At 66.7% G+C, this 23,466-nt stretch carries 19 protein-coding genes, 1 tRNA gene and 1 other RNA gene; 12 read left to right on the top strand and 9 right to left on the bottom strand.

Annotation, left to right across the window (positions count from 1 at the left end):
• The first annotated feature begins 54 nt into the window (after positions 1-54).
• Together QF036_RS04405 and QF036_RS04400 are read left to right on the top strand one after the other, a co-directional pair.
• Positions 55-984, top strand: coding sequence for a hypothetical protein (locus QF036_RS04405; protein WP_307099563.1), 930 nt, complete (start codon positions 55-57; stop codon positions 982-984).
• Positions 985-1,131: 147 nt separating this feature from the next.
• Positions 1,132-2,718 (top strand): stealth conserved region 3 domain-containing protein, encoded by a 1,587-nt coding sequence (locus QF036_RS04400; RefSeq protein WP_307099561.1) that lies wholly within the window; start codon positions 1,132-1,134, stop codon positions 2,716-2,718.
• Positions 2,719-2,798: 80 nt separating this feature from the next.
• Here the strand turns inward: QF036_RS04400 and QF036_RS04395 are convergent, their stop codons facing one another.
• Together QF036_RS04395 and QF036_RS04390 are read right to left on the bottom strand one after the other, a co-directional pair.
• Positions 2,799-3,710, bottom strand: coding sequence for a phosphodiesterase (locus QF036_RS04395; protein ID WP_307099559.1), 912 nt, complete (start codon positions 3,708-3,710; stop codon positions 2,799-2,801).
• Between the two features lie 608 nt (positions 3,711-4,318).
• Positions 4,319-5,872 carry a peptidoglycan DD-metalloendopeptidase family protein gene (locus QF036_RS04390; protein ID WP_307099558.1) on the bottom strand — a complete coding sequence of 518 codons (1,554 nt, stop codon included), beginning with the start codon at positions 5,870-5,872 and terminating at the stop codon, positions 4,319-4,321.
• 159 nt (positions 5,873-6,031) lie between these two features.
• Between QF036_RS04390 and QF036_RS04385 the strand changes: the two genes are divergently transcribed.
• Positions 6,032-6,940, top strand: coding sequence for an oxygenase MpaB family protein (locus tag QF036_RS04385; RefSeq protein ID WP_307099556.1), 909 nt, complete (start codon positions 6,032-6,034; stop codon positions 6,938-6,940).
• 67 nt (positions 6,941-7,007) lie between these two features.
• On the opposite strand, the gene QF036_RS04380 is transcribed toward QF036_RS04385, so the two are convergent.
• A tRNA-Ser gene (locus tag QF036_RS04380) sits at positions 7,008-7,095 on the bottom strand.
• 76 nt (positions 7,096-7,171) lie between these two features.
• On the opposite strand from QF036_RS04380, the gene QF036_RS04375 reads away from it, so the two are divergent.
• From QF036_RS04375 to QF036_RS04355, 5 genes are all read left to right on the top strand, one after another.
• A complete protein-coding gene (locus tag QF036_RS04375; RefSeq protein WP_307099554.1) occupies positions 7,172-7,495 on the top strand; it encodes a hypothetical protein in 324 nt (107 codons plus the stop codon).
• 72 nt (positions 7,496-7,567) lie between these two features.
• Positions 7,568-7,664: signal recognition particle sRNA small type (gene ffs / locus QF036_RS04370), an RNA gene on the top strand.
• 32 nt (positions 7,665-7,696) lie between these two features.
• On the top strand, positions 7,697-11,308 hold the full coding sequence (locus tag QF036_RS04365) for a DNA polymerase III subunit gamma and tau (RefSeq protein ID WP_307099552.1): 3,612 nt from the start codon (positions 7,697-7,699) through the stop codon (positions 11,306-11,308).
• 131 nt (positions 11,309-11,439) lie between these two features.
• Complete coding sequence (recR, locus tag QF036_RS04360) at positions 11,440-12,039, top strand: recombination mediator RecR (protein WP_190604438.1); 600 nt, start codon at positions 11,440-11,442, stop codon at positions 12,037-12,039.
• A 123-nt stretch (positions 12,040-12,162) separates the two neighbouring features.
• Complete coding sequence (locus QF036_RS04355; RefSeq protein WP_307099550.1) at positions 12,163-13,521, top strand: aspartate kinase; 1,359 nt, start codon at positions 12,163-12,165, stop codon at positions 13,519-13,521.
• Between the two features lie 104 nt (positions 13,522-13,625).
• Here the strand turns inward: QF036_RS04355 and QF036_RS04350 are convergent, their stop codons facing one another.
• The 3 genes from QF036_RS04350 to QF036_RS04340 form a co-directional block, all read right to left on the bottom strand.
• Positions 13,626-13,835 (bottom strand): hypothetical protein, encoded by a 210-nt coding sequence (locus QF036_RS04350; protein ID WP_307105772.1) that lies wholly within the window; start codon positions 13,833-13,835, stop codon positions 13,626-13,628.
• A gap of 135 nt (positions 13,836-13,970) precedes the next feature.
• Positions 13,971-14,165, bottom strand: coding sequence for a hypothetical protein (locus tag QF036_RS04345; RefSeq protein ID WP_373460255.1), 195 nt, complete (start codon positions 14,163-14,165; stop codon positions 13,971-13,973).
• Between the two features lie 206 nt (positions 14,166-14,371).
• Positions 14,372-16,816 (bottom strand): S8 family peptidase, encoded by a 2,445-nt coding sequence (locus QF036_RS04340; RefSeq protein ID WP_307099546.1) that lies wholly within the window; start codon positions 16,814-16,816, stop codon positions 14,372-14,374.
• Between the two features lie 242 nt (positions 16,817-17,058).
• Between QF036_RS04340 and QF036_RS04335 the strand changes: the two genes are divergently transcribed.
• From QF036_RS04335 to QF036_RS04325, 3 genes are read left to right on the top strand one after another with little or no spacing between them, the layout of a single operon-like run.
• A complete protein-coding gene (locus QF036_RS04335; protein WP_307099544.1) occupies positions 17,059-17,697 on the top strand; it encodes an SSI family serine proteinase inhibitor in 639 nt (212 codons plus the stop codon).
• Between the two features lie 19 nt (positions 17,698-17,716).
• On the top strand, positions 17,717-18,658 hold the full coding sequence (locus QF036_RS04330) for a 3-methyladenine DNA glycosylase (protein ID WP_373460079.1): 942 nt from the start codon (positions 17,717-17,719) through the stop codon (positions 18,656-18,658).
• Positions 18,655-19,053: a serine protease inhibitor gene (locus QF036_RS04325; protein ID WP_307099542.1), complete on the top strand. Its 399-nt coding sequence runs from the start codon at positions 18,655-18,657 to the stop codon at positions 19,051-19,053. The genes QF036_RS04330 and QF036_RS04325 overlap by 4 nt, the downstream gene beginning before the upstream one ends.
• A gap of 210 nt (positions 19,054-19,263) precedes the next feature.
• Here QF036_RS04325 and QF036_RS04320 read toward each other — a convergent pair whose 3' ends face one another.
• The 3 genes from QF036_RS04320 to QF036_RS04310 all read right to left on the bottom strand — a co-directional run bounded on the left by QF036_RS04320 (position 19,264) and on the right by QF036_RS04310 (position 22,947).
• Complete coding sequence (locus QF036_RS04320) at positions 19,264-21,414, bottom strand: S8 family serine peptidase (RefSeq protein ID WP_307105768.1); 2,151 nt, start codon at positions 21,412-21,414, stop codon at positions 19,264-19,266.
• A 41-nt stretch (positions 21,415-21,455) separates the two neighbouring features.
• Complete coding sequence (locus QF036_RS25430) at positions 21,456-22,352, bottom strand: S8 family serine peptidase (RefSeq protein WP_307099540.1); 897 nt, start codon at positions 22,350-22,352, stop codon at positions 21,456-21,458.
• A 349-nt stretch (positions 22,353-22,701) separates the two neighbouring features.
• Positions 22,702-22,947, bottom strand: a complete 246-nt coding sequence (locus tag QF036_RS04310) for a hypothetical protein (RefSeq protein WP_003798436.1) — start codon at positions 22,945-22,947, stop codon at positions 22,702-22,704.
• Positions 22,948-23,213: 266 nt separating this feature from the next.
• Here QF036_RS04310 and purS point away from each other — a divergent pair, with 266 nt between their 5' ends.
• Complete coding sequence (gene purS / locus QF036_RS04305; RefSeq protein ID WP_003798434.1) at positions 23,214-23,465, top strand: phosphoribosylformylglycinamidine synthase subunit PurS; 252 nt, start codon at positions 23,214-23,216, stop codon at positions 23,463-23,465.
• Position 23,466 lies beyond the last annotated feature (1 nt).

Raw genomic sequence — 23,466 nt, 5'->3', positions numbered from 1 at the left:
GCCGCGACCCGCTGTCTGGGCGGATTGGCCGGTGCCGGCTGACAGAATGGAGCCATGACTGCACCTTCAGCGAACCCAGCCACCGGGTTCGGTGCCCACACTCCGTCGGCACCCGCCCTGGCCCTTCTCCTGGACGTCGACGGCCCGGTCGCCAGCCCGGTGACCAGGGATGTGAAACCGGAAATCATTGCCGATCTGGTGGCCCTCGCGAACGCCGGAATACCGGTCATCTTCAACACCGGGCGCTCGGATGCGTTCATCCGTGACCAGGTCATGGCGCCCATGATCGCAGCCGGTATGCCCGGCGGAACGCTGATCCACGCCATCTGCGAAAAGGGCGCTGTGTGGTTCAGCTACACGGCTGCCGGCCCCGGCCCCATCCACGTGGACCACGAGCTTGCCGTGCCGGCGGCCTACGGCGACGATATCCGGCGCATGGTGGCTGAGGACTACGCGTCCCACATGTTCTTCGATGAAACCAAGCGCGCCATGGTGTCGGTGGAGCAGCACATCGAGGTGCCCAACAGTGAGTACCTCGCCGAGCAGAAGCTGTTTGATGCCGAGGCCCTGGAGCTCATGGAACACCACGGTTTCGGCGTCGTACGGCTGGAGCACCACGCACCGAACTCCGACGACGAGATCGACTACCGCGTGGACCCCACCATCATTTCCACGGACATTGAGTCGGTCCGGTTGGGCAAGGACCTTGGCGCGAGCCGCGCGGTGGAGCTGCTGGCGGCCCAGGGAATCACGCCGCAGGCCTGGCGGACGGTCGGCGATTCCCGCACCGACTATGCCATGGCCGACTGGCTGCACCACAACGACCACGCCGTGAAACACGTCGACGTCCGCCCCGCGGACGGCGTCCCGGCCAAGCCCTATGATGTTCTCACCGCCGCCGACCTGGGTCTGCCGGAAACGGTCATTCACGACGACGCCGGGGCAGCGTTCCTGGCCGGTTGGCGGCAGGCGCTGCTGGGCTAAGCCCGCTGCCGCGGCACAGGGGGCCGGGACCGAGGGCCAGAGGGCCGGGCCACCACCCTGCCGCCTGCCCGGCAAGTTTTAGCGGCAGGACTATCATGCAAGTAAGACTTCACCCCCTAGCAGCTTGGGAGAAACACCATTACCGACGTGACTGTTCAGGATGACATCTACTACGGCGGTCAGGCATCCGAGGACGTACCCGCACTCGCGGAAGCAACGTCGCCGGCGGCTGTGGCGCGCCTCAAGCACCGCCCCGACGTCGTTCGCCGGTCAGGCCGCTATGCGCTGATCAACGACACACGGACGCCCTACCAGGCCATGGTGGAGGACCTGCTCTTCCTGCGGAATGTGCTGGACGGGGCCGGGCTGGATTACCTGCTGGTCCGGGGCAACAACGACCGTCCGGTGATCGCACTCGACTGGAAGGACCGCAAAAAGCTGCGGTCCGCCCTCGTTGACGCCTGCCGGAGCGAGCCGTTCTACTCCATGACCGTGGACGCGAAAAAGAAGACGTCCGTCCTGGTGGCCGACGGCGAGCTCTCCGTCAACCGGCAGGCACGCATCTTCCGGTTGTACCGCCCGCGGGTAGAGCCCAACGGCGGCTTCGAATTCGGGGCCTCCGCCGGCGTCCAGGTTGAGCTGTGGAGCTTTCTGGGCAACGAAGTAATCCTGCCGATCGAGAACTCGCTGACCCGCCGCACCATGATGGCGCACGATGCCGTCCGCGGAACGGTTGAGCGATATGGCCACACCTGGCCCACCATCGAGAACATGTTCGCTGACCACGCGAGCGACATCAGCTTTGATATCGACATGGTCTTCTCCTGGGTGGACGGCACCTCCCCGGAGTACATCGCCGCCCGGCGTGCGCGGCAAGCTGGGGCTGTCCTGGGCGAAGGGGACGACCACGAGGCGCGCTACCGGCAAATCAATGAGCTCAAGTACGCGCTCCGGTCGGTGTACATGTTCGCGCCGTGGGTCCGCCGCATCTTCATCGCCACGGACTCCCCCGCGCCGGAATGGCTGGCCGACCACCCTTCCGTGACCATTGTCCGGAGCGAGGAGTTCTTCGCCGACCCGTCGGTGCTGCCCACGCACAACTCGCAGGCCGTGGAGTGCCAGCTGCACCACATCGAGGGCCTCTCCGAGCACTTCCTCTACTCCAACGACGACATGTTCTTCGGGCGGCCTGTGGGGCCGGACATGTTCTTCACTCCCGGCGGCATCACCAAATTCATCGAGGCGGAGACCCGCATCGGGCTTGGCGAGAACGACGCCGAACGCAGCGGCTTCGAAAACGCGGCCCGGGTCAACCGGAAACTGCTCTGGAACCGCTTCGGCCGGATCACCACCCGCCACCTGGAGCACACGGCGGCACCGCTGCGGCGCAGCCTGGTTGCCCAGATGGAGCAGGAGTTCCCCGCGGAGTTCGCGAAGACTGCCGCCAGCACGTTCAGGGCCGCAGACAACATCTCCGTCACGAATTCCTTCTACCACTACTACGCGCTGCTGACCGGGCGGGCCGTCACCCAGACGGCAGCCAAGGTGCGCTACGTGGACACCACGCTCCGGTCGGGACTGAAATACCTGCCCAAGCTGCTGACCAAACGCAACCTGGACTTCTTCTGCCTCAATGACGGCAGCTTCCCGGAGGTTCCGGCCGGCGAACGTGCGGAGCTGGTTACGGACTTCCTGGAGAAGTACTACCCGATCAAGGCGCCCTGGGAAAAGTAGGCTCCAAAACGCAGAAACCCCGCCGGATCTGGCTCCGGCGGGGGTTTTCTGTGTACTGACGCTACTTCCGCGTGAGCCCTCTATTTCCGCGTGAGCATCGGGCGTTTGGCCCCCTCTGGGATGCGGATTCCGGCTGCTGCCAGGCGGCGTTCGGTCTCCTCGGGGCTGACATACTCGCCCACAGTCGGAGTTGCGCCCAGCGGCACCACTGAATGCACCACCGTGTGCTCATAAACGTGCACCAGGTTGAAGGCCTGTCCGCCGTCGCGGCCGCGCGTGCCGCCCACCGGAACGTTCAGGTCCTGGGTGTAGCACGTCGCCGAGGCCACGGACACAGGGATGCCGGCGAAGCTCGCCGTCGTGGAGTAATGCAGGTGCCCGGCGAGGATGCTGCGGACATCCGAGTTCCGGACCACGGCTGCCAGGGACGCCTGGTCGCGGAGCTCTACCAGCACGGACAGGTCCAGCACCGACGGAACCGGCGGATGGTGCAGGGCAAGGATCGTGCCGTCCGGCGCGGGGGTCTCCAGCTGTCCTGCAAGCCAGTCCAACTGGTTGTCGCTGAGTTCGCCGTGGTGGTAGCCGGGCACGGACGTGTCCATGGTGATGACCCGCAGCCCGTTGACGTAGTAGCTGTGGTCGACGGGATCGTCGTTGCCCGGCTGGTCGAACAAGCCGGCCCGGAAGTTGGCGCGGTTGTCATGGTTGCCCATGGCCCAGATGACCTGGGCGCCGAGGTCCAGGCACGCGGGCTCCACGATCGCGCGGAGCTTGGCGTATGCCTCGGCGTCACCCTTGTCTGCCAGGTCGCCGGTGAAAATCACGGCTTCCGGGCGCGCGCCGGAGGCCTGAACCTCGTCGAAGAGCTGGATCAGGCGGGCTTCGCTGTCAATTGCGCCGTATAGGGGGTCCGGACCTCCCAACAGGTGGGGGTCACTCAGGTGGAGTAGAAAATGGCGTGGCCGGGGATGCTCGGCCTCGATGAGCTCCATTGCTGCCTTCGCGGTAGTTAGGAAGCGGGGCGCCTCCTGTGTCCCTCTCAGTACGTTCCATCCAACCAGATAAAAAGCGAACTAGGGGGAAACGGGAGTTGGCATGTTGAAAAATTACAACACCGCCGCCGCTTTCGGGCTACCTTCCTCGCTTTCGTTTCCTCGCTCGGTCATCACCCGATGACCGCTCCAATAATTTGCCGCATTGTGGGTTTGCCGCATTCCGCCGGTGCCTGGGCAGTTCCGGGCGGAATGCTCTTCCGGAAAGTGCCCGGCGTACCGTGCCTGGGGCCGCTTGAAAGAAGGACGACGGCGTGCTGCCGCGCAGGGCGGGCCAACCGCCCAGCGCGTCCGGTACAGCCCGTACAGCCGCCGTCGGCGGACGCATCCGGCGCCGGCACTGCATCGCCCATAGGGCAGCCGAAACCCGGGCGCGTTCCGTCGGCTGTCGGCGGAATCTTGTGGAGGGAAGTCACATCGTGCTCTCTCGCCGGGTGCATGGCTGTCGTTAATGACAACGGCTTTGGCCTCTGTTGCATTCCCTGGACCTCCTCACCACGTGGCTTTCCCGGCAAGCGGACAGCCCGACGTCGGCTGCCCGCCACCGTTTACGGCGCCGCCGCGGGCTCCGTCGTCGGAACAGCTTCTGCTGTGGCGTTCGCTGCTGCCGCGGCGGCATCCTCGGTTGGCGCGGCACTTGGCGAAGTCACGGTTGCCGGTTCCGACGTGGGAACTGGCGCCGGTGCCGGCACAGCCGGAACCGTGGTTACGGGGTCCGCCGCCGTGGGGACCGGATCCGGCTCGATGGGGGCAACTTCCGTAGGGGCAGGCGTGGAACCTGTGATCGGCGCGGAGGGTGCGACCGGCTCGGTGGGGGCCGGGGTCACGGACTCGGTGGGCGCCGGGTCGGCCGGCGGCGTGATGGGAGTCGGATCAGCCGGAACCGGGTCGACCGGAGCCGGGTTCGCCGGCGGTGTGGTGGGAGTCGGGGTCGGTGTGGGAGTCGGCGTCGGTGTCGGGGTGGGAGTTGGCGTCGGTGGGGGAGTCGGCGTCGGGGTGGGCGTGGGCTTGGGCTTGGCCGTCGCCGGAGGCTTCGGCGACGTCGGCTTGGGGCTTGCCGTAACAGTCGGAGTCGCCGTCGGGCTGGAGGTCGATGGACGGGACGAGATGGAACCGGAGGTCGACGAGCTGGCAACGAGGGTCGTTCGGGGCGAGGTTGACGGGCCGCTGCCCGGGTTGGCCACTGCGGCTGCTGTGACCGGCCTCAGGCCGTCGTCAGTGTTGCCCGGTCCGCTGTTGCCGGGAATGTTGGGGATCGCCCACCCGTACGTGTTGGCAGCGCCGCCTTCGAAGCTGGTAAATACGGCAGGTGTCAGCTGGTCGGTCTGCCGGATGGGCAACAGGTTCCAGTTCATCGGGTCCTGGTGCTGACCGTCCTTGATCACCTCGAAATGCAGGTGGCAGCCGGTGGAGGATCCGGTGGTGCCCACCTCCGCGATGATCTCGCCGACTCGCACATGGTCGCCCTTTTCGACGGCAATGCCCTGCAGGTGGTTGTACGTGGTGATCAGGCCATTGCCGTGGTCAATTTCCACCCTGTTGCCGCCGCCCCAGGGGTGCCATCCGGCAGCCCGGACCACGCCGGCGTCGGCAGCGTAGACACGGGTGCCGCAGGCGGCGGCGAAGTCCTGGCCCCAGTGAAACTCTCCACCTTCGCCGGTGATCGGGCTGTGCCGCAGGCCGAACGGGGAACTGGGAGTCAGCACCTCCAGGGGTGCCATGAGGAAGCCTGCCCCGGGCCGCTTCAGCGCGCTGGAAGCCACACCGGGAGATTTGGCGGTGCCCGTCTTGGTTGCCTTGACGGCGGTATTCGACACAGTGCGTCCGGTGGGAGCCTTCGCCGGTGCGGCGATCCCGGACCCGCTGATCGCGTAACCGGGCGGGGTGCTGTCGGGATCAAGGAGCTCCGGCCCGACGACTCCCGAGGGAGGCGCAATCGGGACGGCAGCACCCACGGGCTGCTGGATCGAGGCGGCGGGCCCCTGAAATCCGAAGGCAAAGACGGAGAAGCCAACAACCACCGCCGCGGAAAGGCTCCGCAAGGCGATCCGGCCCGGGCCGGCCGCCCCTGGTGCGTGCTTGTGTCCCCCATGATTTGCCACAGAATTCTCCTGGTTCAGTACCCGCCAAACTCCTAGCTCGACGAGCGTGTCCTCCATTGTGGCCACAGGCCAAAGCACGGCGAAACCCCTAAAACTGGGGGGCCACCCGTGCGGTTTTTGTAGGCTTAACCGGCCGGCCTTGGCGCGCGAGAATGAAACATGGGTACTTTCCTGAGGGAATGGCAGGCGGAACTGAAGCGCACGCTGACAGGCAGCCGGGATGCGCTGCCGGACTGGTCCCGGAAGTTTGCCCAGGGTGACGACCCCGGGTATTTCCTCCCCGGCTCTGCGGTCTGGGCCGTCCATGGCGGCGTGGCGACCATCGTTGGCGGCATCCGGTCCCTGCTGATGCAGACACTGCACCCCGCAGTCCTCGCCGGCGTCCACGACCATTCGAATTTCCGCGAGGATACGCTGGGCAGGCTGGCCCGGACTACGGCGTGGATCCACGCCCTCACGTACGGGTCAACGGCTGAAGCCCAAGCGGCAACCGGCAGGGTGGGCCGGCTGCATGAGTCCGTCAACGGCAAGTACGTCGACGGCGGCGGCAACGTCCGGAAGTACTCCGCCAACGATCCTGAACTGCTCCGCTGGGTGCACATCACGTTCACGGATTCGTTCCTACGCGCTCATGAGCTGTGGGGCGGCCCCATCCCGGGAGGCCCGGATGCCTATGTGCGCGAATGGGCTCAGGCGGGCAGGCTCATGGGCGTGGAGTTTCCGCCAGAGAGCAAGGACGCCCTCAATCGGGAGCTTGGGGAATGGCTCGCCGGAGGCACTCTTCGCTGCGACGAACGGGTGGCCGAAACAGTCGCCTTCATCAGGAATCCGCCCCTCCACCCCCTGCTGAAACCGGGTTACCGAGTGCTTTTCGAGGCCGCCGTCCTGAGCTTGGAGCCTGGCTACCGCCGGCTGCTTGGGCTGCGCACTGCCCGGCTGGGCCCCCTGCCGCTGCCGGTGAGGCTGGCCGCCAGGGTGACACTCGCCGTCGTGCGCAGCGCACTGGGCCCGGCTAGCCCCAGCCAGCTAGCCGCCCGCGAGCGGCTCCAGAGGCTGGGCGTAACCTAACCCCGCCCGTACTCAACGCAGGAAACAGAAAACCCGGTCCTGACAATGTCAGAACCGGGTTTTCCGATGGCGGAGAATGGGGGATTTGAACCCCCGAGGGCGTTAACCCAACACGCGTTCCAGGCGTGCGCCATAGGCCGCTAGGCGAATTCTCCAGCTGCTCTTGAACCAAAAGCAGATACTAGAATACCTGAACTTTCCGACATCTCCCAATCGGCCGAAAATGAAGCCATGTCCCAGCTGCATTCGCTCGTGGTTTACGTCCCCGAATCCCATGCCGAGGCGGTGCTCACCGCCATTGGCGATGCCGGCGCCGGCAGGCTGGGTGACTACTCGCACTGCTCCTTCACGTCGCCGGGTATAGGACGATTTACCCCCTTGCCCGGAGCCCGCCCCTACATCGGCACCGCCGGAGAGCCGGAGGAGGTTTCCGAGGTCCGGATCGAGTGCATCGTGGAAGCGGACGTGCTCGACGCCGTTGTGCAGGGATTGCGGCGGGCCCACCCCTACGAGGAGCCGGCGTTCATGAGCTGGCCCGTGAACGGGCACCGCTGAGACGACGGCGGCGCCCGCCACTGCCCCACCGGAGCCGATTCGAGCCACGCCCAAAGTTCGGGTAAAGTATCTGACGGCCCCTCATGTGGCGTCATCCTGTTGAACTCCCCCAGGACCGGAAGGTAGCAAGGGTAGATGGGCTCTGGCGGGTGCATGAGGGGTCTCTTATTTAATGTCAGTCCCTATAGGTAGGTTTTCCCTGTGACTGTTACAACTGCCCTTTACCGCAGGTACCGCCCGGACTCGTTCGCGGACGTTATCGGGCAGGAACACGTCACGGAGCCGCTGATGACAGCGTTGCGCAAGAACCGCGTGAACCACGCCTACCTTTTCTCCGGCCCGCGCGGCTGCGGCAAGACCACGTCTGCACGCATCCTGGCGCGTTGCCTCAACTGCGCGAAGGGCCCCACGGACACCCCGTGCGGCGTCTGCCCCAGCTGCGTCGAACTCGCCCGCGGCGGTGCCGGCTCCCTCGACGTCATCGAGATCGACGCCGCCAGCCACGGCGGCGTGGATGACGCCCGCGACCTTCGGGAACGCGCCACCTATGCTCCGGTGCGGGACCGCTACAAGATCTTCATCATTGACGAGGCCCACATGGTCACCTCGGCAGGCTTCAACGCCCTGCTGAAAATCGTCGAAGAGCCGCCGGAACACATCAAGTTCATCTTCGCCACCACCGAGCCGGACAAGGTCATCGGGACCATCCGCTCCCGCACGCACCACTACCCGTTCCGGCTCGTTCCGCCGGAGCCGCTCATGGCCTACCTCGAGCAGCTCTGCCAGCAGGAAAACGTCCCGGTGGCCCCCGGCGTGCTGTCGCTGGTGATCCGGGCGGGTGCAGGCTCCGTGCGGGACTCGCTGTCGGTGCTGGACCAGCTCATGGCCGGCGCCGGACCCAACGGCCTCGATTACGAACTCGCCGTGGCACTCCTCGGGTACACACACGCCTCGTTACTGGACGACGTCGTCGAGGCCATCGCCGCTTCCGATGCCGCCACCGTCTTCCGCGCCGTGGACCGCGTCATCCAGACGGGGCACGATCCCCGCCGCTTCGTGGAGGATCTCCTGGAGCGCTTCCGCGACCTCATCATCGTGCAGGCCATGCCGGAAAGCGCGCAGGCCATCCTCCGCGGAATGCCGGCCGACCAGATCGCCCGGATGCAGAGCCAGGCACACAATCTCGGCGCAGCCGAGCTCTCCCGCGCGGCCGATGTCACGAACACCGCGCTGACGGAGATGACGGGTGCCACGTCGCCGCGGCTGCACCTGGAACTGCTCTGCGCCCGCATCCTGCTGCCCAGTTCCGAGCAGACCGAACGCGGCATCGCCGCCAGGATCGACCGCGTGGAGCGGCGCCTGAACTATGGAGGTTCCGACGCCGGTGTTCCCGCCGCGGTTGCGCCGGCCGCAGGCGCGCCTGCTCCAGCCGCGCCTGCTCCCGCTGTTTCCCCTGCTGCGGCTCATTCCCCTGCGCCTGCTGCGGCAGAGGCAGCTCCGGCGTCCACTTCCGCGCCGTCCGCTCCGGCTCCGGCCCAGGCTCCGGGGCAAAGCGGGCAGCAGGTGGGCCCGCCCAGCATCCAGGCCGCACCAGCGGCACAGGACGCACCCGGACGGGAAGCCCTGGCAGCACCGCGGATCACCACTGGTGACTGGCCCATGGATGACGCCGCCGCACGCGACCGCCGCCCGGCCCCGGACTCACACGACGGCCAGGGCCGGGAGTCCGTGCCACAGCGCCCCGCGGCCTCGCAGGCACCGGAGGCTGCCCCGCGGCCTGAACCGGCCCAGCGCCAACAGGCCCAAGGCCCCGAGCCGGTGGCGGCACAGGCGGCCCCTTCGGCCCCCGCTCGGCAGTCCAGTGCCCAAGCCCCTTCGAACGCAGCCCCTTCGAGCACAGTCTCTGCCGGTGCAGCCCCGGCTGGTGGGCACGCCGACGTGGAGGTACTCCGCCGCGCCTGGCCCGAGGTCCTGCAGACCCTGGCACGAATCAAGCGGAGCACATGGGCGCTCGTGGAGCCCAATGCCCAGGTCGGCCAGTTCGACGGCCAGGTCCTGACGCTCATCTTCACCACCTCCGGGCTGGCCGGAGCCTTCGGCAGGGCAGACCACTCCGAGAATCTGCGCCAGGCCATCCACAAAACCATCGGCATCGACTGCCAGATCACCGCCGTGGCAGGCGCCGGCAGCTCAGCGAGCTCTGAGCCAAACCCAAAAGCGCCTACTAGCCGGGACATTCCGGCTACCACCACCGACGCAGACTGGGGCCTGGCACCCGCTGGTGGCCCCGGACAGCCGGAGCCCGCCGCCCGCCCTGCGGCAACAGGCACGGCTCGGGCGTCGCCGGATTCGTCCAACGCGCCCGCCGCCGGGCATGTCCCTCCTTCTTCGCCGGAGGCCCCAGCGGTTTCCGCGTCGCTAGGGTCCGGACCAACCATCACGGCGTCCCGGTCGGACACCGCAGCCCCCGCCGGCGTCGGAAGCGCTGCTGGCGCATCAACCACTACAGCACCCGCTGCCCCTGCCGCGCCTGCCGGCGCCAGCGGCGCTGCTGGAGCGTCCGGCGATGCACCGTCCGTGCCGTCCCGGCAACCCGTCTCACAGCGGGCGGCCACGGAGCCGGCGGCTTCACAGGCCCCTGTCCCCCAATCCCCTGCGGCACAGGGGCAGGCCCGTGGACCGCAGCAAGCCGGCGACTATTCCTATCCGGATGACGATTGGGGCCCTCCGCTCGACGAGGACGCACCTCCGCTGGAAGAAGAGCCTCCCATGGACTGGGAGCCGTCGCGCCAGTGGCAGGGCAGCCCAGCGCCTGCACCGGAGATAACGGCGCCCGAGATACAGGCACCGAAGATACAGGCGCCCGAGATACAGGCACCGAAGGTAACCGCATCTGTCGGGTCCGCACCGTCGGCTGCGCAGACCCCTGCAAAAACTGCTGCTCCGGCACAGGCGCAGCGCCAGCCTGCTCCAGACACCTCGGCTGATCCGTGGTCCCGTGCTGTCGAGCAGACACCTGGTGTGTGGGCTCTCGGCTCAGAAAGCAACGTGGGCAAATACCCCGGCGCAGCTGACAATGGGCGCGACGAGGAGTCAACCGGGGCGGCCGCACCGGTGTACCCGCCGGCCGCCGCCCAGCCGCCGCACCCTGACGGTCCGGCCACTGAAGGCCAGCCGTCCTCCGCGCCGGGTGGACCTGTGCCGGGTTGGAGCGCCCCGGGTGAAGGCGCCCCGAATTGGAACGCCCCTGCTGAGAGCGGACCGGAAACCGCCGAGCGCGGCGCCCCGGAGCTCGAGCGTGCTTACGCCATGGCATCCGCCCCGGCAGCTGCCAGCCACGACTACGGTGCACCCACCACCCAGGGGGTCCGCCCACCCTCCGTGACTGCAGCCGCCGATGCCGCCCCGGTCCGGGTTCCCGTGTTCGCATCCGGTCCCGGCCCAGCAGTCCAGGCAGGCCCAGCAGTCCAGGCAGGACCGTCAGTCCAGGCAGGACCGTCAGTCCAGGCCGGGCCCTCAGTTGCGGCTGCCCGTACCGCCGCACCGGCGCCTTCACCCGAGACTCCCGCCAGAGGCAAGCTGAGCCTCTACCAGAGGCTCAGCAACAGCCCGGAGGCCGAGGCTGGCCGGGCCAAGGCGCCCGCGCGGAGCATCGAGGAACCGGCACCGTACGTGCAGGACATCCCCAGCGCCGATGACGAAACCATTGAGGAGTCGGGCGTCTTTGGCCGTGCCGCCGTCGAGCGTATTCTGGGCGGAAAGCTCATCGAAGAACGGTCACTGGACGGCAGCCCTCTGATGCCCCGGTTCTAGGCAGCGGCACCCGGCCCTGAAGCGGCTCCCGCCCGAGGCGAGGATCCAGGGGCCGGGCAGGCCGCCCCGCGACGTCCCGGTGCCCCGTCTGGTGGCACCGGCCATCTTTCAACCAAGCAATCGAGGAAAAAGTGTACGAGGGTGCAGTTCAGGAGCTGATCGACGAGCTCGGACGCCTTCCCGGTGTGGGACCGAAGTCCGCGCAGCGCCTGGCGTTCCACATCCTGGAGGCAGACCCCCAGGACATGAAGCGGCTGGTGGAGGCCATCACCACCGTCAAGGAGCGGGTCAAGTTCTGCGCCGCCTGCGGCAACGTGACCGAGCAGGAACTGTGCAACATTTGCCGGGATCCGAGGCGTGATCCCTCCGTCATCTGCGTCGTGGAGGAGTCCAAGGACGTGCTGGCCGTGGAGCGCACCCGCTCATTCCGGGGCCGCTACCACGTGCTCGGAGGCGCCATCAACCCGATCGCCGGTGTCGGCCCGGAGCAGCTCCGGATCCGCGAACTGCTCAACCGGCTCAGTGACGGCGCTGTCCAGGAGATCATCATCGCCACCGACCCGAACCTTGAGGGCGAGGCCACCGCCACCTATTTGGCGCGCATGCTGCAGTCCATCGGGATTGCGGTCACGCGTCTCGCGTCCGGGCTGCCCGTGGGCGGCGACCTTGAGTACGCGGACGAAGTCACTCTGGGCAGGGCCTTCGAGGGCCGCCGGAATGCCCTCAGCTGACTGTAAGGGTCACAATTCCACGGCGGGCGGACGGCGGCGATAAACTGTTGAAACCAACATGCCGCCGTGCCGTAAGGCCGCCTGGCCTCCAGAACTCCAATTTGATCCAGTGAGGGTGCACGCATGAGTATGCCCAGTACCGATGTGAAAACCGAACCGCAGCCGCAGGAGCTGCCCGCAGATGCTGCTGTCACCACGCAGCTCATTGTGCAGAAGTTCGGCGGCTCCTCGGTGGCTGACGCTGACGGCATCAAGCGCGTGGCCCGGCGCGTGGTCGACGCCCAGAAGGCCGGCAACGAAGTCGTCGTCGTCGTCTCCGCCATGGGTGACACCACCGACGAGCTCCTTGACCTTGCCGCCCAGGTCACCGATTCAGCCCCGGCCCGCGAGATGGACATGCTCCTCTCCGCCGGTGAGCGCATCTCCATGGCCCTGCTGGCCATGGCCATCAACAAGTTCGGTGCGTCCGCGCAATCCTTTACGGGTTCCCAGGCCGGCATGATCACGGACGGAATCCACGGCAAAGCCCGGATCATCGACGTCGACCCGCACCGTATCCGCACCGCCCTGGACAAGGGGCACATTGCCATCGTCGCCGGCTTCCAGGGCATGAGCCGCTCCACCAACGAGATCACCACCCTCGGCCGCGGCGGTTCGGACACCACGGCGGTGGCCCTCGCCGCCGCCCTCGAGGCAGACGTCTGCGAGATCTACACCGATGTTGACGGCATCTACACCGCGGACCCGCGCGTCGTTCCGTCAGCACAGAAAATCGAACGCATCTCCAGCGAGGAGATGCTCGAACTGGCCGCCTCCGGGGCCAAGATCCTCCACCTCCGGTGCGTCGAATATGCCCGGCGGTTCGGCGTGCCGCTGCACGTCCGTTCCTCATTCAGCCAGAACGAAGGCACCTGGGTCCTGCCCGGCGCCGATGACAAGATCACGACTCAAGAGGGAGTTGCCTTGGAGCAGCCAATCATCTCCGGTGTTGCACATGACCGCTCGGAAGCAAAGGTCACCGTCGTCGGTGTTCCGGACATCCCCGGCAAAGCTGCCGCGATCTTCCAGGTCATCGCGGACGCGCACTCGAACATTGACATGATCGTCCAGAACGTCTCCACGCACGGCACCGGCAGGACCGACATCTCCTTCACCCTGCCCATCGTCGAGGGCGCCGATGCCCTTGCCGCCCTCCGTGCTGCGCAGGCCGAGATCGGTTTCGAAAGCATCGAGTACAACGAGCAGATCGGCAAGCTGTCGCTGATCGGCGCCGGCATGCGCTCCCACCCGGGCGTTTCGGCCACGTTCTTCAAGGCCCTGTCCGCCGCAGGCATCAACATCAACATGATCTCCACTTCGGAAATCCGCATTTCCGTTGTGACCCACGCTGACCTGCTCGATGACGCTGTCCGCGCCATCCACAAGGCATTCGACCTGGACAGCGAAGCTGTTGCCACCGTCTACGGCGGCACCGGCCGCTAGGCCGCCTGCCCCAGCGCAGTCAGAGCCACCGCTGACATAGCGAGTGCAGAAAGAAGCCCGGTGCGTTAACGCACCGGGCTTCTTTGGGCTTAAATAAGGGCTTGTCACTTTTCCAGGTCGCTCCTGCGGACAGCATAGTGGTGCCCCTCCGAGTCGGTCTCGACTTCGAACTGGGCCAAATCATCTTCGGAAGCATGCTCATACTCGTCATGCAGGTGAACCACCGGCGCAGCTGAATCGCCGACGGCGGCAGGGCCGAATACGAACCGGAGCCTGTCCGTCAGGTTCATAAAGCCACTGAGCACATGTGCCACAAGTCCCACCCCCTTCCCTGCTTGAAGGCGTCAGAGCGTCTGCCCTTCGGGTTGCCAGTGCCCTTATTTTACGCCGGGACCCGGAAAAAGAACCCGGCCTGCAGTGGTTCGACCGGCGAAACGACCCAGCGGCTGCTAGCGCAGGGACTTGTCATCGGGGTTGCGGGGAACAACGTACGTGCTGCCGTCCGGGCGCCGGACTGTTTCCCACTGCTGCGTCTCGGCCTCACGCTGGGCGAGCAGTTTGCGGTTCTCCTCGGTCATGTCGTGGACCAGCGAACTCCTGTTGGCGGGGCCAAAAATCGCCCTGAGCTTGCCGGTTGCCCGCATGAACCGCTGCGCGCCGTTCTCTTTTGCCACGGTATCCACTCCATTTCGAGACTACTGCCACCATCAATGTTACCCGAACGATTCGTGCACTAACGATCAGGAATCCCTGCACGCCTCGCGGACCGGCCTTATGCCGGGAGAAGCACGACGCCGGGACTCACCAGCAGCGGTGAGTTCCGGCGTCGTTCGACCCCAGACCAGCGGCGCTAGGCCACCGGCCGCACCGCCACCGGTGAGCGGACGGTGTTGTCGCCCGACGTCCACGTCAGGGATCCGGTGGAGTATGCGTTCAGCGGCGCCCCTGCGGTGGTGAACGTGATGGTGAACGTGGCGCTTTCACCCTCGGCCAGCGTCACCTCTGCCGGGCTGACAGTGGCGGTGATGCCTGGAAGGGTGATCGCTGCCCGGTAGGTTCCTGCCGTCACCGCCGTGACCGACCGCGTGACGGTCTGGCTGCCGGACATGGCACCCAGTGCCACCGAGGGGAGGTTGACGTCCTTGGCTGCGATGGGGGCGACACCAAGGTCGATTCCCTGTCCCTGGAGGAAGCCCATCCAGTCGCTGATGCCGGCGTCGTAAACGAGCCCCGGGGAGTCGAACCGGGCCGGATCGACGTGGCCTGCGCCCTGGGCAAACACGTCATGCACGTCGGTGCCGGCCGCGTTGACCAGGTCATAGGCCGTGGTCATGATGGCGGATTTCACCGCCGCCGGGGACCACTGCGGGTTCTTGCCCAGCAGCAGCGCACCCGAGCCGGCGATGTGCGGCGACGCCATGGACGTGCCGGACAGGAAACCGAAGTTCTCGCCGTTGAAGCCGACCGGTGATACAGCGGCCAGCACTGCCACACCCGGAGCCGTAACGTCAGGCTTGAGCAGGTCCCCGTTGGCTGCCAGGGTGGGCCCGCGTGAGGAGAATTCCGCAATCTGCGGCACGGGCGGAGGTTCGGCCCCCGTGGTGTCGGTCGCTTTGAGGCTTGCCGTCATGCCCGGGGTCGCCGCCACCAGGTCCTTGATCTTCGGGTCGTCTACGTGGACCGTGGGCACGCTGTGCAGATCGGCGTCGAGCGAGCCGGGCGTCAGGTTGACCAGGACCATGCCCACGCCACCGGCGCGCTCAACCTCGGCGCTCTTGTCAACGCGTGCCACAACACCGCGGTCGCAGACCACGATCTTGTCTGCAGTTTTTGCCGGGTCCAGCGAGTTCGGCGCGCACAGCGCCGCATCCGTAGCCACGGCGGCGGCCGCCTTCACGTCCACGGCCAGCACGATCGGCTTAGAGTCCACCTCGCTGCTCATGACACTGGCACCGGCGAACTTGCTTCCGTCCGACAGTTCCGCGGTTCCGCGGAGCGTGTTGTCGAATGTCGAGGCTGCCACGCTGGTGATCCAGGGGCCGGCGTGGTTGACGGTCGAGGCAGTCGGGCCGGAGTTGCCGGCGGACGCAGCCACGAAGATCCCTGCGGCCGCGGCGTTAAGGAACGCGAGGGAAACGGCATCGACTGTGGAGTTGTTGTTTCCCGAGATTGAGAAGTTCAGCACGTCCACGCCATCGAGGACGGCATCCTGGATGGCGTTGAGAATGTCTGATTCAACGCATCCGGTGGCCTCCGGAATGGCGCCTTCCCAGCAGACCTTGTAGACGGCAATCTTGGCCGCCGGTGCAACGCCTGAGCTCTTGCCGAAGTCGCGCCCGCCTGCCGTCTGGGTGACGTCGGCGTTTCCAGCCGCGGTACTGCCGGTGTGGGATCCGTGGCCGTTAACGTCCAGCGGCGAGAACTTCTCGCTCGGGGAGCGGAATTCCGGAGGAACCGCTGCCTTGTAGGCCTTGTCGTAGAACCTGGCACCGATGACCTTGCTGTTGCATTCCGTGCCGTCGAACCCGTCGCCGGCCACGCAGTCGCCCACGAAGGTCCCGCCATTGGCCTTGCGCATGGCGATCACGTTGCCCTGGAGGCGGTATGGCACGCCCACGTCCGGGGTGCCGGACAGCGGATCGACGGCATCCCCGGCGAAGAACGGATTGTCGGGCGTGTAGCCGGTGTCCAGCATGCCCACCACGATGCCCTTGCCCGCCTCATCCGCGCCACCGAACTGTTGGTCCCACACACCGTCGCCGCCGGGCAGTCCGAGGAAGTCAGTGCTCGAGTAATCCGGCTTGCGGATGCTGTCCGGGACCACGGCCAGAACGTCGGTGTCACTGGCGAGCGCCTTCGCCTGGGCTGCGGAGAGAACTGCGCTGAAGCCGTTGAGGGCCAGGGTGTAGCTCCTGTTGATGGTCACGCCCGTGGAGGCTGCCGCCTGCCGCTGCTTGGCTTTGAGGTGCGCATCGTACTTGCGCGAGTTGGGGCCGGAGGGGTTCAGCTTCTTCCCCTTCGGCACCGCCGTGCCGGGGATGCCCGGGACACCGCCGGAGTAAGTGGCCAGCGGTTTGTCCTTGAGCATCACGATGTAGTGGCCATCGTCGAGCGGGGACGCTGCCCGCTGCGCGGCCGCAGGCAGGGCAGCGGCTGGCTGCGCCGATGCAGGTGCAGGAGCCGCCGCCGTTGGACCGGCGAGGCCCTGGCCAATGACCATGGCAAGGGCCACGGCGAATATGGCCGGCAGCCTTCTGCTATGTCCGGGGCGGGTAGTGGATTGCTGAGGGATCATGGGGGGATGCCTTCCTTGGTTCAGGACCTGTAGACCTTCGGTCCCACGAACTGGACGCTCTGCCCCCCATGGGCGTCATCACTATTTGGTTATGCCGCGCACCCGTTGATGTCAGAAAGATACCGCGGACGCCCGCAAGAATCGATACCCTTCCGTTAGCAATTGCCGGGTACTGTTATCCGCCTGTACCGGACGGCCCGCGGCCCCGACGGTAGAATGGGAAAAACTTGAGGAGACCCGGCATGCGCAAGCAACTGATTTCTGTGCTGCTCGCCCTCGCGGCGACGGGCGGTCTCGCGGCCTGCACCCCGGACACCGGAACCGGCCAGCCTTCGGCCACCCCTGGGACCACCACCGGATCGCCGGACACCTCATCTCCCGGCACCGAAACCCCTGGCACCCAGACTCCGGGCACTGGAACCCCCGGCACCGGCACTCCCAGTACCCCGGCGCCCGGCTCTACACCGCCCGACGCCGAAACGACAGTCCCAGCGCCCGCACCCCCTGCCGCTTCTCCCCTGCCATCCGGCCCCGGCGCCGGCGATGCCGAACTGTCCATCACGGTCAAAGCGTCGAAGGACGGCAAGGCCGTCAACTACACGCTGGTCTGCAAAGACGGCGCGCCGATGGCGGAGAGCCAGCACCCGAACGCCGCCGCAGGCTGCACGGCTCTGAAGAACAACGCAGCCATCGTGAACCCGGCCGCTCCGCCGAAGGGCATCTCCTGCACGCAGCAGTACGGCGGGCCGCAGGTGGCCACCGTCACCGGCGAAGTCAATGGCACCCCGGTGGAGACCTCCTTCGCCCTGCGGGACGGCTGCCAGATCGGTGCCTGGAACGCCGCCAAGGACATCCTCGGCGCTGCAGGCGGGGCGCTGTAGCACTGTGACAGGCACTGCCTTGACGATCCCCGTTGCCCAGGTCCTCTCCCCCGCCGACTCGAGGGAACGGGAAGCCGCCCACGTGCGCAGGGTGCGCCGTTACGCCGATCCCTACCTGGCCCGCCGCTCTGCAGGACGGAAGCATCCCGTAGAGGACTTCCTCTTCACGTACTACACGCAAAAACCAGGCCAGCTGCTGCGCTGGCATCCCGGGGACGGCGTGGTCCTCTCCGGGACGGAAGCTGCCGCCCGCAAGGACTGGAAATACTACAAAGCGCTCGACGGCGGTGAGCTGGCCAGCGCAGGCCTCCCGCCCGGCAGCACCGCGGTGGCGTTCGATCGGGAGGCATTCCTGACCGAACGGCGCGACGCCCTCCTGTTTGCCCGGATCATCTTGGCCGGAACAGCCGCGCGGCCGGCGCAGTTCGGCTGCTTCGGCCTGCATGAGTGGGCCATGGTCTACCGTCAGGAGAAGTTCGAGCTGCGCCACGAGTACCTCAAGCTGCGGCTGGGCGGTGCGGGCACGGACAAAGTGGTTGAGGACAACAGGATCCGCTGCTCCCACTTCGACGCCTTCCGGTTCTACACACCCGACGCCGTGCCCCTGAACGAGCTGTCACCCAGCCGAGAGAACCAGCGGACCATGGAGCAGCCCGGGTGCCTGCACGCCAACATGGACCTCTACAAGTGGGCGTACAAGCTCTCGCCGGCCCTGCCGAGCGAACTCGTGATGGACTGCTTCGAACTGTCCTGGCGGGTGCGGGCCATGGACATGCAGGCCTCCCCCTATGACCTCACAGACTGGGGCTACCCGGCCATTCCGATTGAGACCCCCGACGGCAAGGCGGCTTATGTGGAACAGCAGCGGGACTTCTCGGCCGAGGCCCAGGAGCTGCGCGGCCGACTGATGGCCGCCCTCGCACCGCTCCTCGACAGCCTCGGGACGGAGGAAGAACGGTGAGCGACACGCCTGCCTCACCGCCCCCGGACATCGACCTGCCCCCGGTCCCGGACCTCGAACTGACCGTCATCCTCACCCACTCGCCCGGCGGCCAGGAACACGTCTTTGCCCTCGTCAGCCGTTCCGGCCAGCTGGTGGAATCGACACTGCCGGATCCGGCGGCGGCGATTGCCGCCGTCGGCCGCTTCGGCGAACGGATCTTCTTCCCCGAGCCGGGCCCACCCAAGCTGTGCACGCAGCAGTACGGCGGCCCCCAGGTTGCCGTGGTCACCGGCACTTTCAACGGCCGCCCTGTAAACTCCCGGTTTTCCCTGACGGACGGCTGCGAAATTGCCCGCTGGCGGGCGCTGTCCCCCCTGCTGGGCGGAGTGGCCGGGTCCACCGGCGCCATCTGAGCTGCCTCCCCCAATTTTGTGAACTTCCCAAAGCGGCCGTCCACGAAGAGTTTTTGTCCACATATCGGGACTTGCGGGGCGGTTAGCGCCCATTATCTGTACAAAAACTCCAACCAAATACAGCGAAGGCCGGCGGGACCCTGGCATTGTGTGCCACGCCCGCCGGCCTTCGCAGTGGGGCCCTTTCGGGAGCCCGGTTCCGGGACCTTCCTAGATGGAGTTATCCGGTGACCGCGTCAGGTCCTCGTTCTGGACCTTCCCCTGTTCCTTCTTTTTCTTCGGATCTTCCGAAGCCGGTGCAACCGCGACGGCGCCGCCCTCCGCCACCACCACGTTCACGAACGTCGGGGAGCTGGCCCCGTCGAAGGTGATCCGTCCGATGTAGGAGCCGGGAGCCAGGTTCTTCCAGGTGAGGGCGAGCTTCCCGCCGAGCCCGTTCGCAAGCCGGACCGGATCAGGCGTCACGGTAGCGTTGCCCTCATTTGCCCCCAGGACCGCAGCATCCACGGAGGCCTTGGTTGCCTGTTGGCTGGGACTGTCGTAGAGGTTCACGAACATCCGGTAGGTACCCGCGGCAGGGTTCGGAATCGAGACAGACTCGCTCGCTGAGGCCGTGGCGGCGACAATTCCCTGACCGTCCGGGGTGATGACCACCATGTCGAAGTCGGCGTTCTCATCCGCGGAAATCACGGACAGCTTGGCCAGCGGCACGCCGGCCGGAACTTCCACGGTCTTGACGAAGTTGGAGGCATCCGCCTGGTACCGGAACGGTCCGGGGACAAGTTCGATGGCCGAGGAGTCCGCCTTCGACAGGCCGTCCAGCGTCACGTTCGTGGGCGAGTTCGAACCCGAGACAATGCTGATGTTCCCGGAACCATCGGTCCCTTGGGAGGTGAACGAAATGTTCTTGGGAGCCACCACCGACTGCGGCCGGACCGCGATCGGTGATGTCACGGTCTTGCCGGCCCCCTGCCACGTCAGCGAACCGGCGGCGAACTCACCCAGCTTGGCGCTTTGGTTTTCAAAGGCCACCTTGAACGTGCGCTTCTCGCCGGCCGCGGTGAAGGACAGGACCGACGGCGTGACCGTCACCTTCACCCCGGGCACGCTGGCCTTGGCGCTGTAAACGCCAGGCGCCAGCGCCGTCACCGTGCGGGTGACCTCGATCCTGCCGGCCAGGTTTCCGAGCGAGAAGGACGGGACGTTCATGTTACGGGGCCGCGTGCTGCCGAGGCCGGGCATGCCCAGGTCGACGCCGGTTCCCTGGATGAACCGCAGGTAGTCGTCGGTGCTGGCGTCGTACACGAGCCCCGGATCCAGGACGCGGGCGGGATCGACCTGCCCTGCACCGGTGGCCAGGACGTCCGTGTTCTTGCTGCCGTCTGCGAGCTTGACGTCGCTGGCGGTGGTCATCATGGCAGACTTCACGGCGGCCGGGGACCAGGTGGGGTTCCTGCCCAGGATGAGGGCACCGAAGCCGGCCACGTGGGGTGACGCCATCGATGTCCCGGACATGAAACCGAATTCGTCGCCGCCGGCGCCGATCGGCGAAACACCGGCCAGGACAGCCACGCCGGGCGCGGCGACATCGGGCTTCAGCAGGTCCGAATCGGTGGCGAGGAGCGGTCCGCGGGAGGAGAAGCCGGCGATTTGCGGCTGCGCCTCGGCGGGCAGTCCCGTGGTGTCCTTGTTGACCAGGGACACCGTGATGGCCGGGTTCGCCGCCACCTTGGCCTTGATGGTCTCCGTGGCAGGCGGATTCACGTGCACGGTGGGGACGGAGTGCTTGTCGGCGTCGAGCGATGAGGCTGTCAGGTTGACGAGGATCATGCCGACCCCGCCGCCCCGCGCAACCTCGGCGCTCTTGGCCACCCGGTCGTAGACGCCGCGGTCGCAGACCACCACCTTGCCGGCGATCTTGGCCGGATCGAGTGAGCCGGGGGCGCACAGCGCAGGGTCGGCGGCCTGTCCGGATGCTGCATTGGCGGCGAGCACAACGCCTGCGCCGGCAACTTCACGGTTCATGATGCTGGCGCCGCGGAACTTGCTGCCGTCGGAGAACTCGACGGTGCCCTGCAGTTCCTGGGAGAAGCTGCTGGCCGCAACGGTGGTGACCCATGGCTCGCCGTGGTTCACGGTGCTGGCTTCAGGGCCGGAGTTGCCCGCGGAGGTGGCCACGAAGATGCCGGCTGAGGCGGCGGACAGGAACGCCAAGGACACCGGGTCCGTGGTGGTGGAGGTGGTGCCGGAGATCGAGTAGTTCAGGACGTCCACGCCGTCGAGTACGGCCTGGTTGATGGCGTCCACGGCGGATGAGGTGTAGCAGCCGCCGGTGTTGGGATCGTTGTCCTCCCAGCAGATCTTGTAGATGGAGAGTTTGGCTGCCGGTGCGATGCCGCCCGTCAGTCCGAAGCTGCGGCCGTCGACGAAGGTCTCGACGTCGGCGTTGCCGGCGCGGCGGTGCTTGCCGTGTGGGTGCCGTGGCTTCCCACATCCACGGGAGAAATCAGTTCCTCCGGCGCCCGGTCCTGCTTGGTCACGGACTCCTCGAAGGCGTCGGAGAAGTACCTGGCGCTGAGAACCTTGGAGTTGCAGGCCGTTCCGTTGAACTTTTCACCCTTCTGGCACTCGCCCTCGAAGGTGCTGCCGTCTGCCTTCAGCATCGCGATGCTGCCGCCGGCGGTGCGGTAGGGAACGCCAACCTGCGGATTGCCCTTGAGCGGCGCAACGTCTTGGCCCGCGAAGAACTTGCTGCCAGGCGTGTAGCCGGAGTCGATGACGCCCACCACAACGCCCTTGCCGGCACCCGCCTTGCCGCCGAACTGCTTGTTCCACGTGCCGTTGGCGCCGCTGAGCTTGAGGAAGTCGGTGGTGGAGTAGTCCGGGGCCTGCTGGGTGTCCGGCGCCACCGCGAGGACCCCGGGGTTCTTGGCCAGGTTCACGGCCTGGTCGGCGGTGAGCGTGGCACTGAAGCCGTTGAGTGCCGCCGTGTACTGGCGGCGGATCTGCACGTTTTCCTGTTCGGCCAGCGCGGCCTGCTTCGCCTCCAGGTGGGCCTGGTACTGGCGAACCTCTGCCCGGTCGGCGTCGAGCTTGCGGCCGGACCGCGGCTTCGTGGCCTGCAGGCCCGGCGTGCCGCCCTCGTAGGTGGCGGCGGGCTTCTCGGTCAGCACTACAATGTAGCGGCCGGCGGAGTAGTCGTTGGGGTCGACGTTCTTTTGCTGTGCGGCCGGCGCCGCTAGCTGCGTCGGCGCCGCGGTTGCCGGCAGCGCGCCGACTGACGAAAGGAGCAAAGGCAAGCCGACAACCAGTGCCGCTGCTTTCCGGGCCCCCCGGCTTCGGAAGAAGCTTTTTCCTGCAGATTTCACGAGTGGTTTGAACCTTTCATAAAGGAACGGCCCCGGCTACATTGCCGGGCGCAGGCGGCAACGACACGTGAAGATGACAGGTCCTGTCGATCCCAGCAATCGTCGACCGATCCCCACAGTACCTATTGAGAGCCGCATATGACATAGGGCGCAAACCAGAATTTACTTTTTGTCATGGCCTTCGACACGGAGCTAAAAAAGCGGCGGGCGCCCGGAAGGGCACCCGCCGCAGGGGAGGTAAAGGTTGCGGAGCTATTGCCGGGGAACTACTACCGGGGATCTACTGCCGGGGCGTACGGACCACGTCGCTGATCCACTGGCGCGTCTTCTCGTCCACCGGGCCGGCCACCCGGTCCTGTCCGGCAGCGCGCCGCCCAGCACGCCCCCGCCCAACACCGGCCTGGCCAGTGCCGTTCTGGCGGGCGGCACGGTCCGCCCTGATCTTCTGGATCACCATCCTCCCGAGACCGGCGAACACGGCGACGGCCATTACCGGCAACAGGACAGATTTCGGTTTCTCAGCCATTCCGCAATCCTACTGAGGCCGCCCACGGCGGGCCAGACCCGGCGTCTTTCTTTCCCGTCCTGCGGCGTCCGCCGCACGTCTGCCGCACCGAATACGGAGTGGTGCGCCGCGGCCGGTAGAATAGGCATGCAAGCTCGCGGAGCGCCCGTCCACACCATGCCATTTGAATGCCCTGCCATTTGAACCGGCAGGCAACTTCAGGAATGGCGTGAGACGGCACCACTCCGCTGCGCCCTTACCCAATGCACACGCACAGGAGTTACCGGATGCCCCGGATCGTTGTCGACGTCATGCCCAAGCCCGAGATTCTGGACCCGCAGGGGAAGGCCATCGTGGGTGCGCTCCCCCGTCTGGGCTTCACCAGCTTTAGCTCTGTACGCCAGGGCAAGCGTTTCGAACTGACCGTTGACGGCGAGGTGACCGAGGACATCCTGGCCCAGGCCCGCGACGCCGCCGAAACCCTGCTGTCCAACCCGGTGATCGAGGACGTCGTGAACGTCGAGGTCGTCGAGGCCTGAG

This window comes from Arthrobacter globiformis, assembly GCF_030817195.1.
Lineage (GTDB): Bacteria > Actinomycetota > Actinomycetes > Actinomycetales > Micrococcaceae > Arthrobacter > Arthrobacter globiformis_D.
This window is presented reverse-complemented; position numbering and strand designations above follow the sequence as displayed.

Excerpts from the sequence above, each read along its gene's own strand:
- QF036_RS04340 (WP_307099546.1), bottom strand. The coding sequence starts at position 16,816 with ATGATCCCTCAGCAATCCACTACCCGCCCCGGACATAGCAGAAGGCTG.
- QF036_RS04355 (WP_307099550.1), top strand. The coding sequence starts at position 12,163 with ATGAGTATGCCCAGTACCGATGTGAAAACCGAACCGCAGCCGCAGGAG.
- QF036_RS04375 (WP_307099554.1), top strand. The coding sequence starts at position 7,172 with ATGTCCCAGCTGCATTCGCTCGTGGTTTACGTCCCCGAATCCCATGCC.
- QF036_RS04385 (WP_307099556.1), top strand. The coding sequence starts at position 6,032 with ATGGGTACTTTCCTGAGGGAATGGCAGGCGGAACTGAAGCGCACGCTG.
- purS (WP_003798434.1), top strand. The coding sequence starts at position 23,214 with ATGCCCCGGATCGTTGTCGACGTCATGCCCAAGCCCGAGATTCTGGAC.
- QF036_RS04405 (WP_307099563.1), top strand. The coding sequence starts at position 55 with ATGACTGCACCTTCAGCGAACCCAGCCACCGGGTTCGGTGCCCACACT.
- QF036_RS04395 (WP_307099559.1), bottom strand. The coding sequence starts at position 3,710 with ATGGAGCTCATCGAGGCCGAGCATCCCCGGCCACGCCATTTTCTACTC.
- QF036_RS04310 (WP_003798436.1), bottom strand. The coding sequence starts at position 22,947 with ATGGCTGAGAAACCGAAATCTGTCCTGTTGCCGGTAATGGCCGTCGCC.
- QF036_RS04335 (WP_307099544.1), top strand. The coding sequence starts at position 17,059 with ATGCGCAAGCAACTGATTTCTGTGCTGCTCGCCCTCGCGGCGACGGGC.
- QF036_RS04345 (WP_373460255.1), bottom strand. The coding sequence starts at position 14,165 with ATGCGGGCAACCGGCAAGCTCAGGGCGATTTTTGGCCCCGCCAACAGG.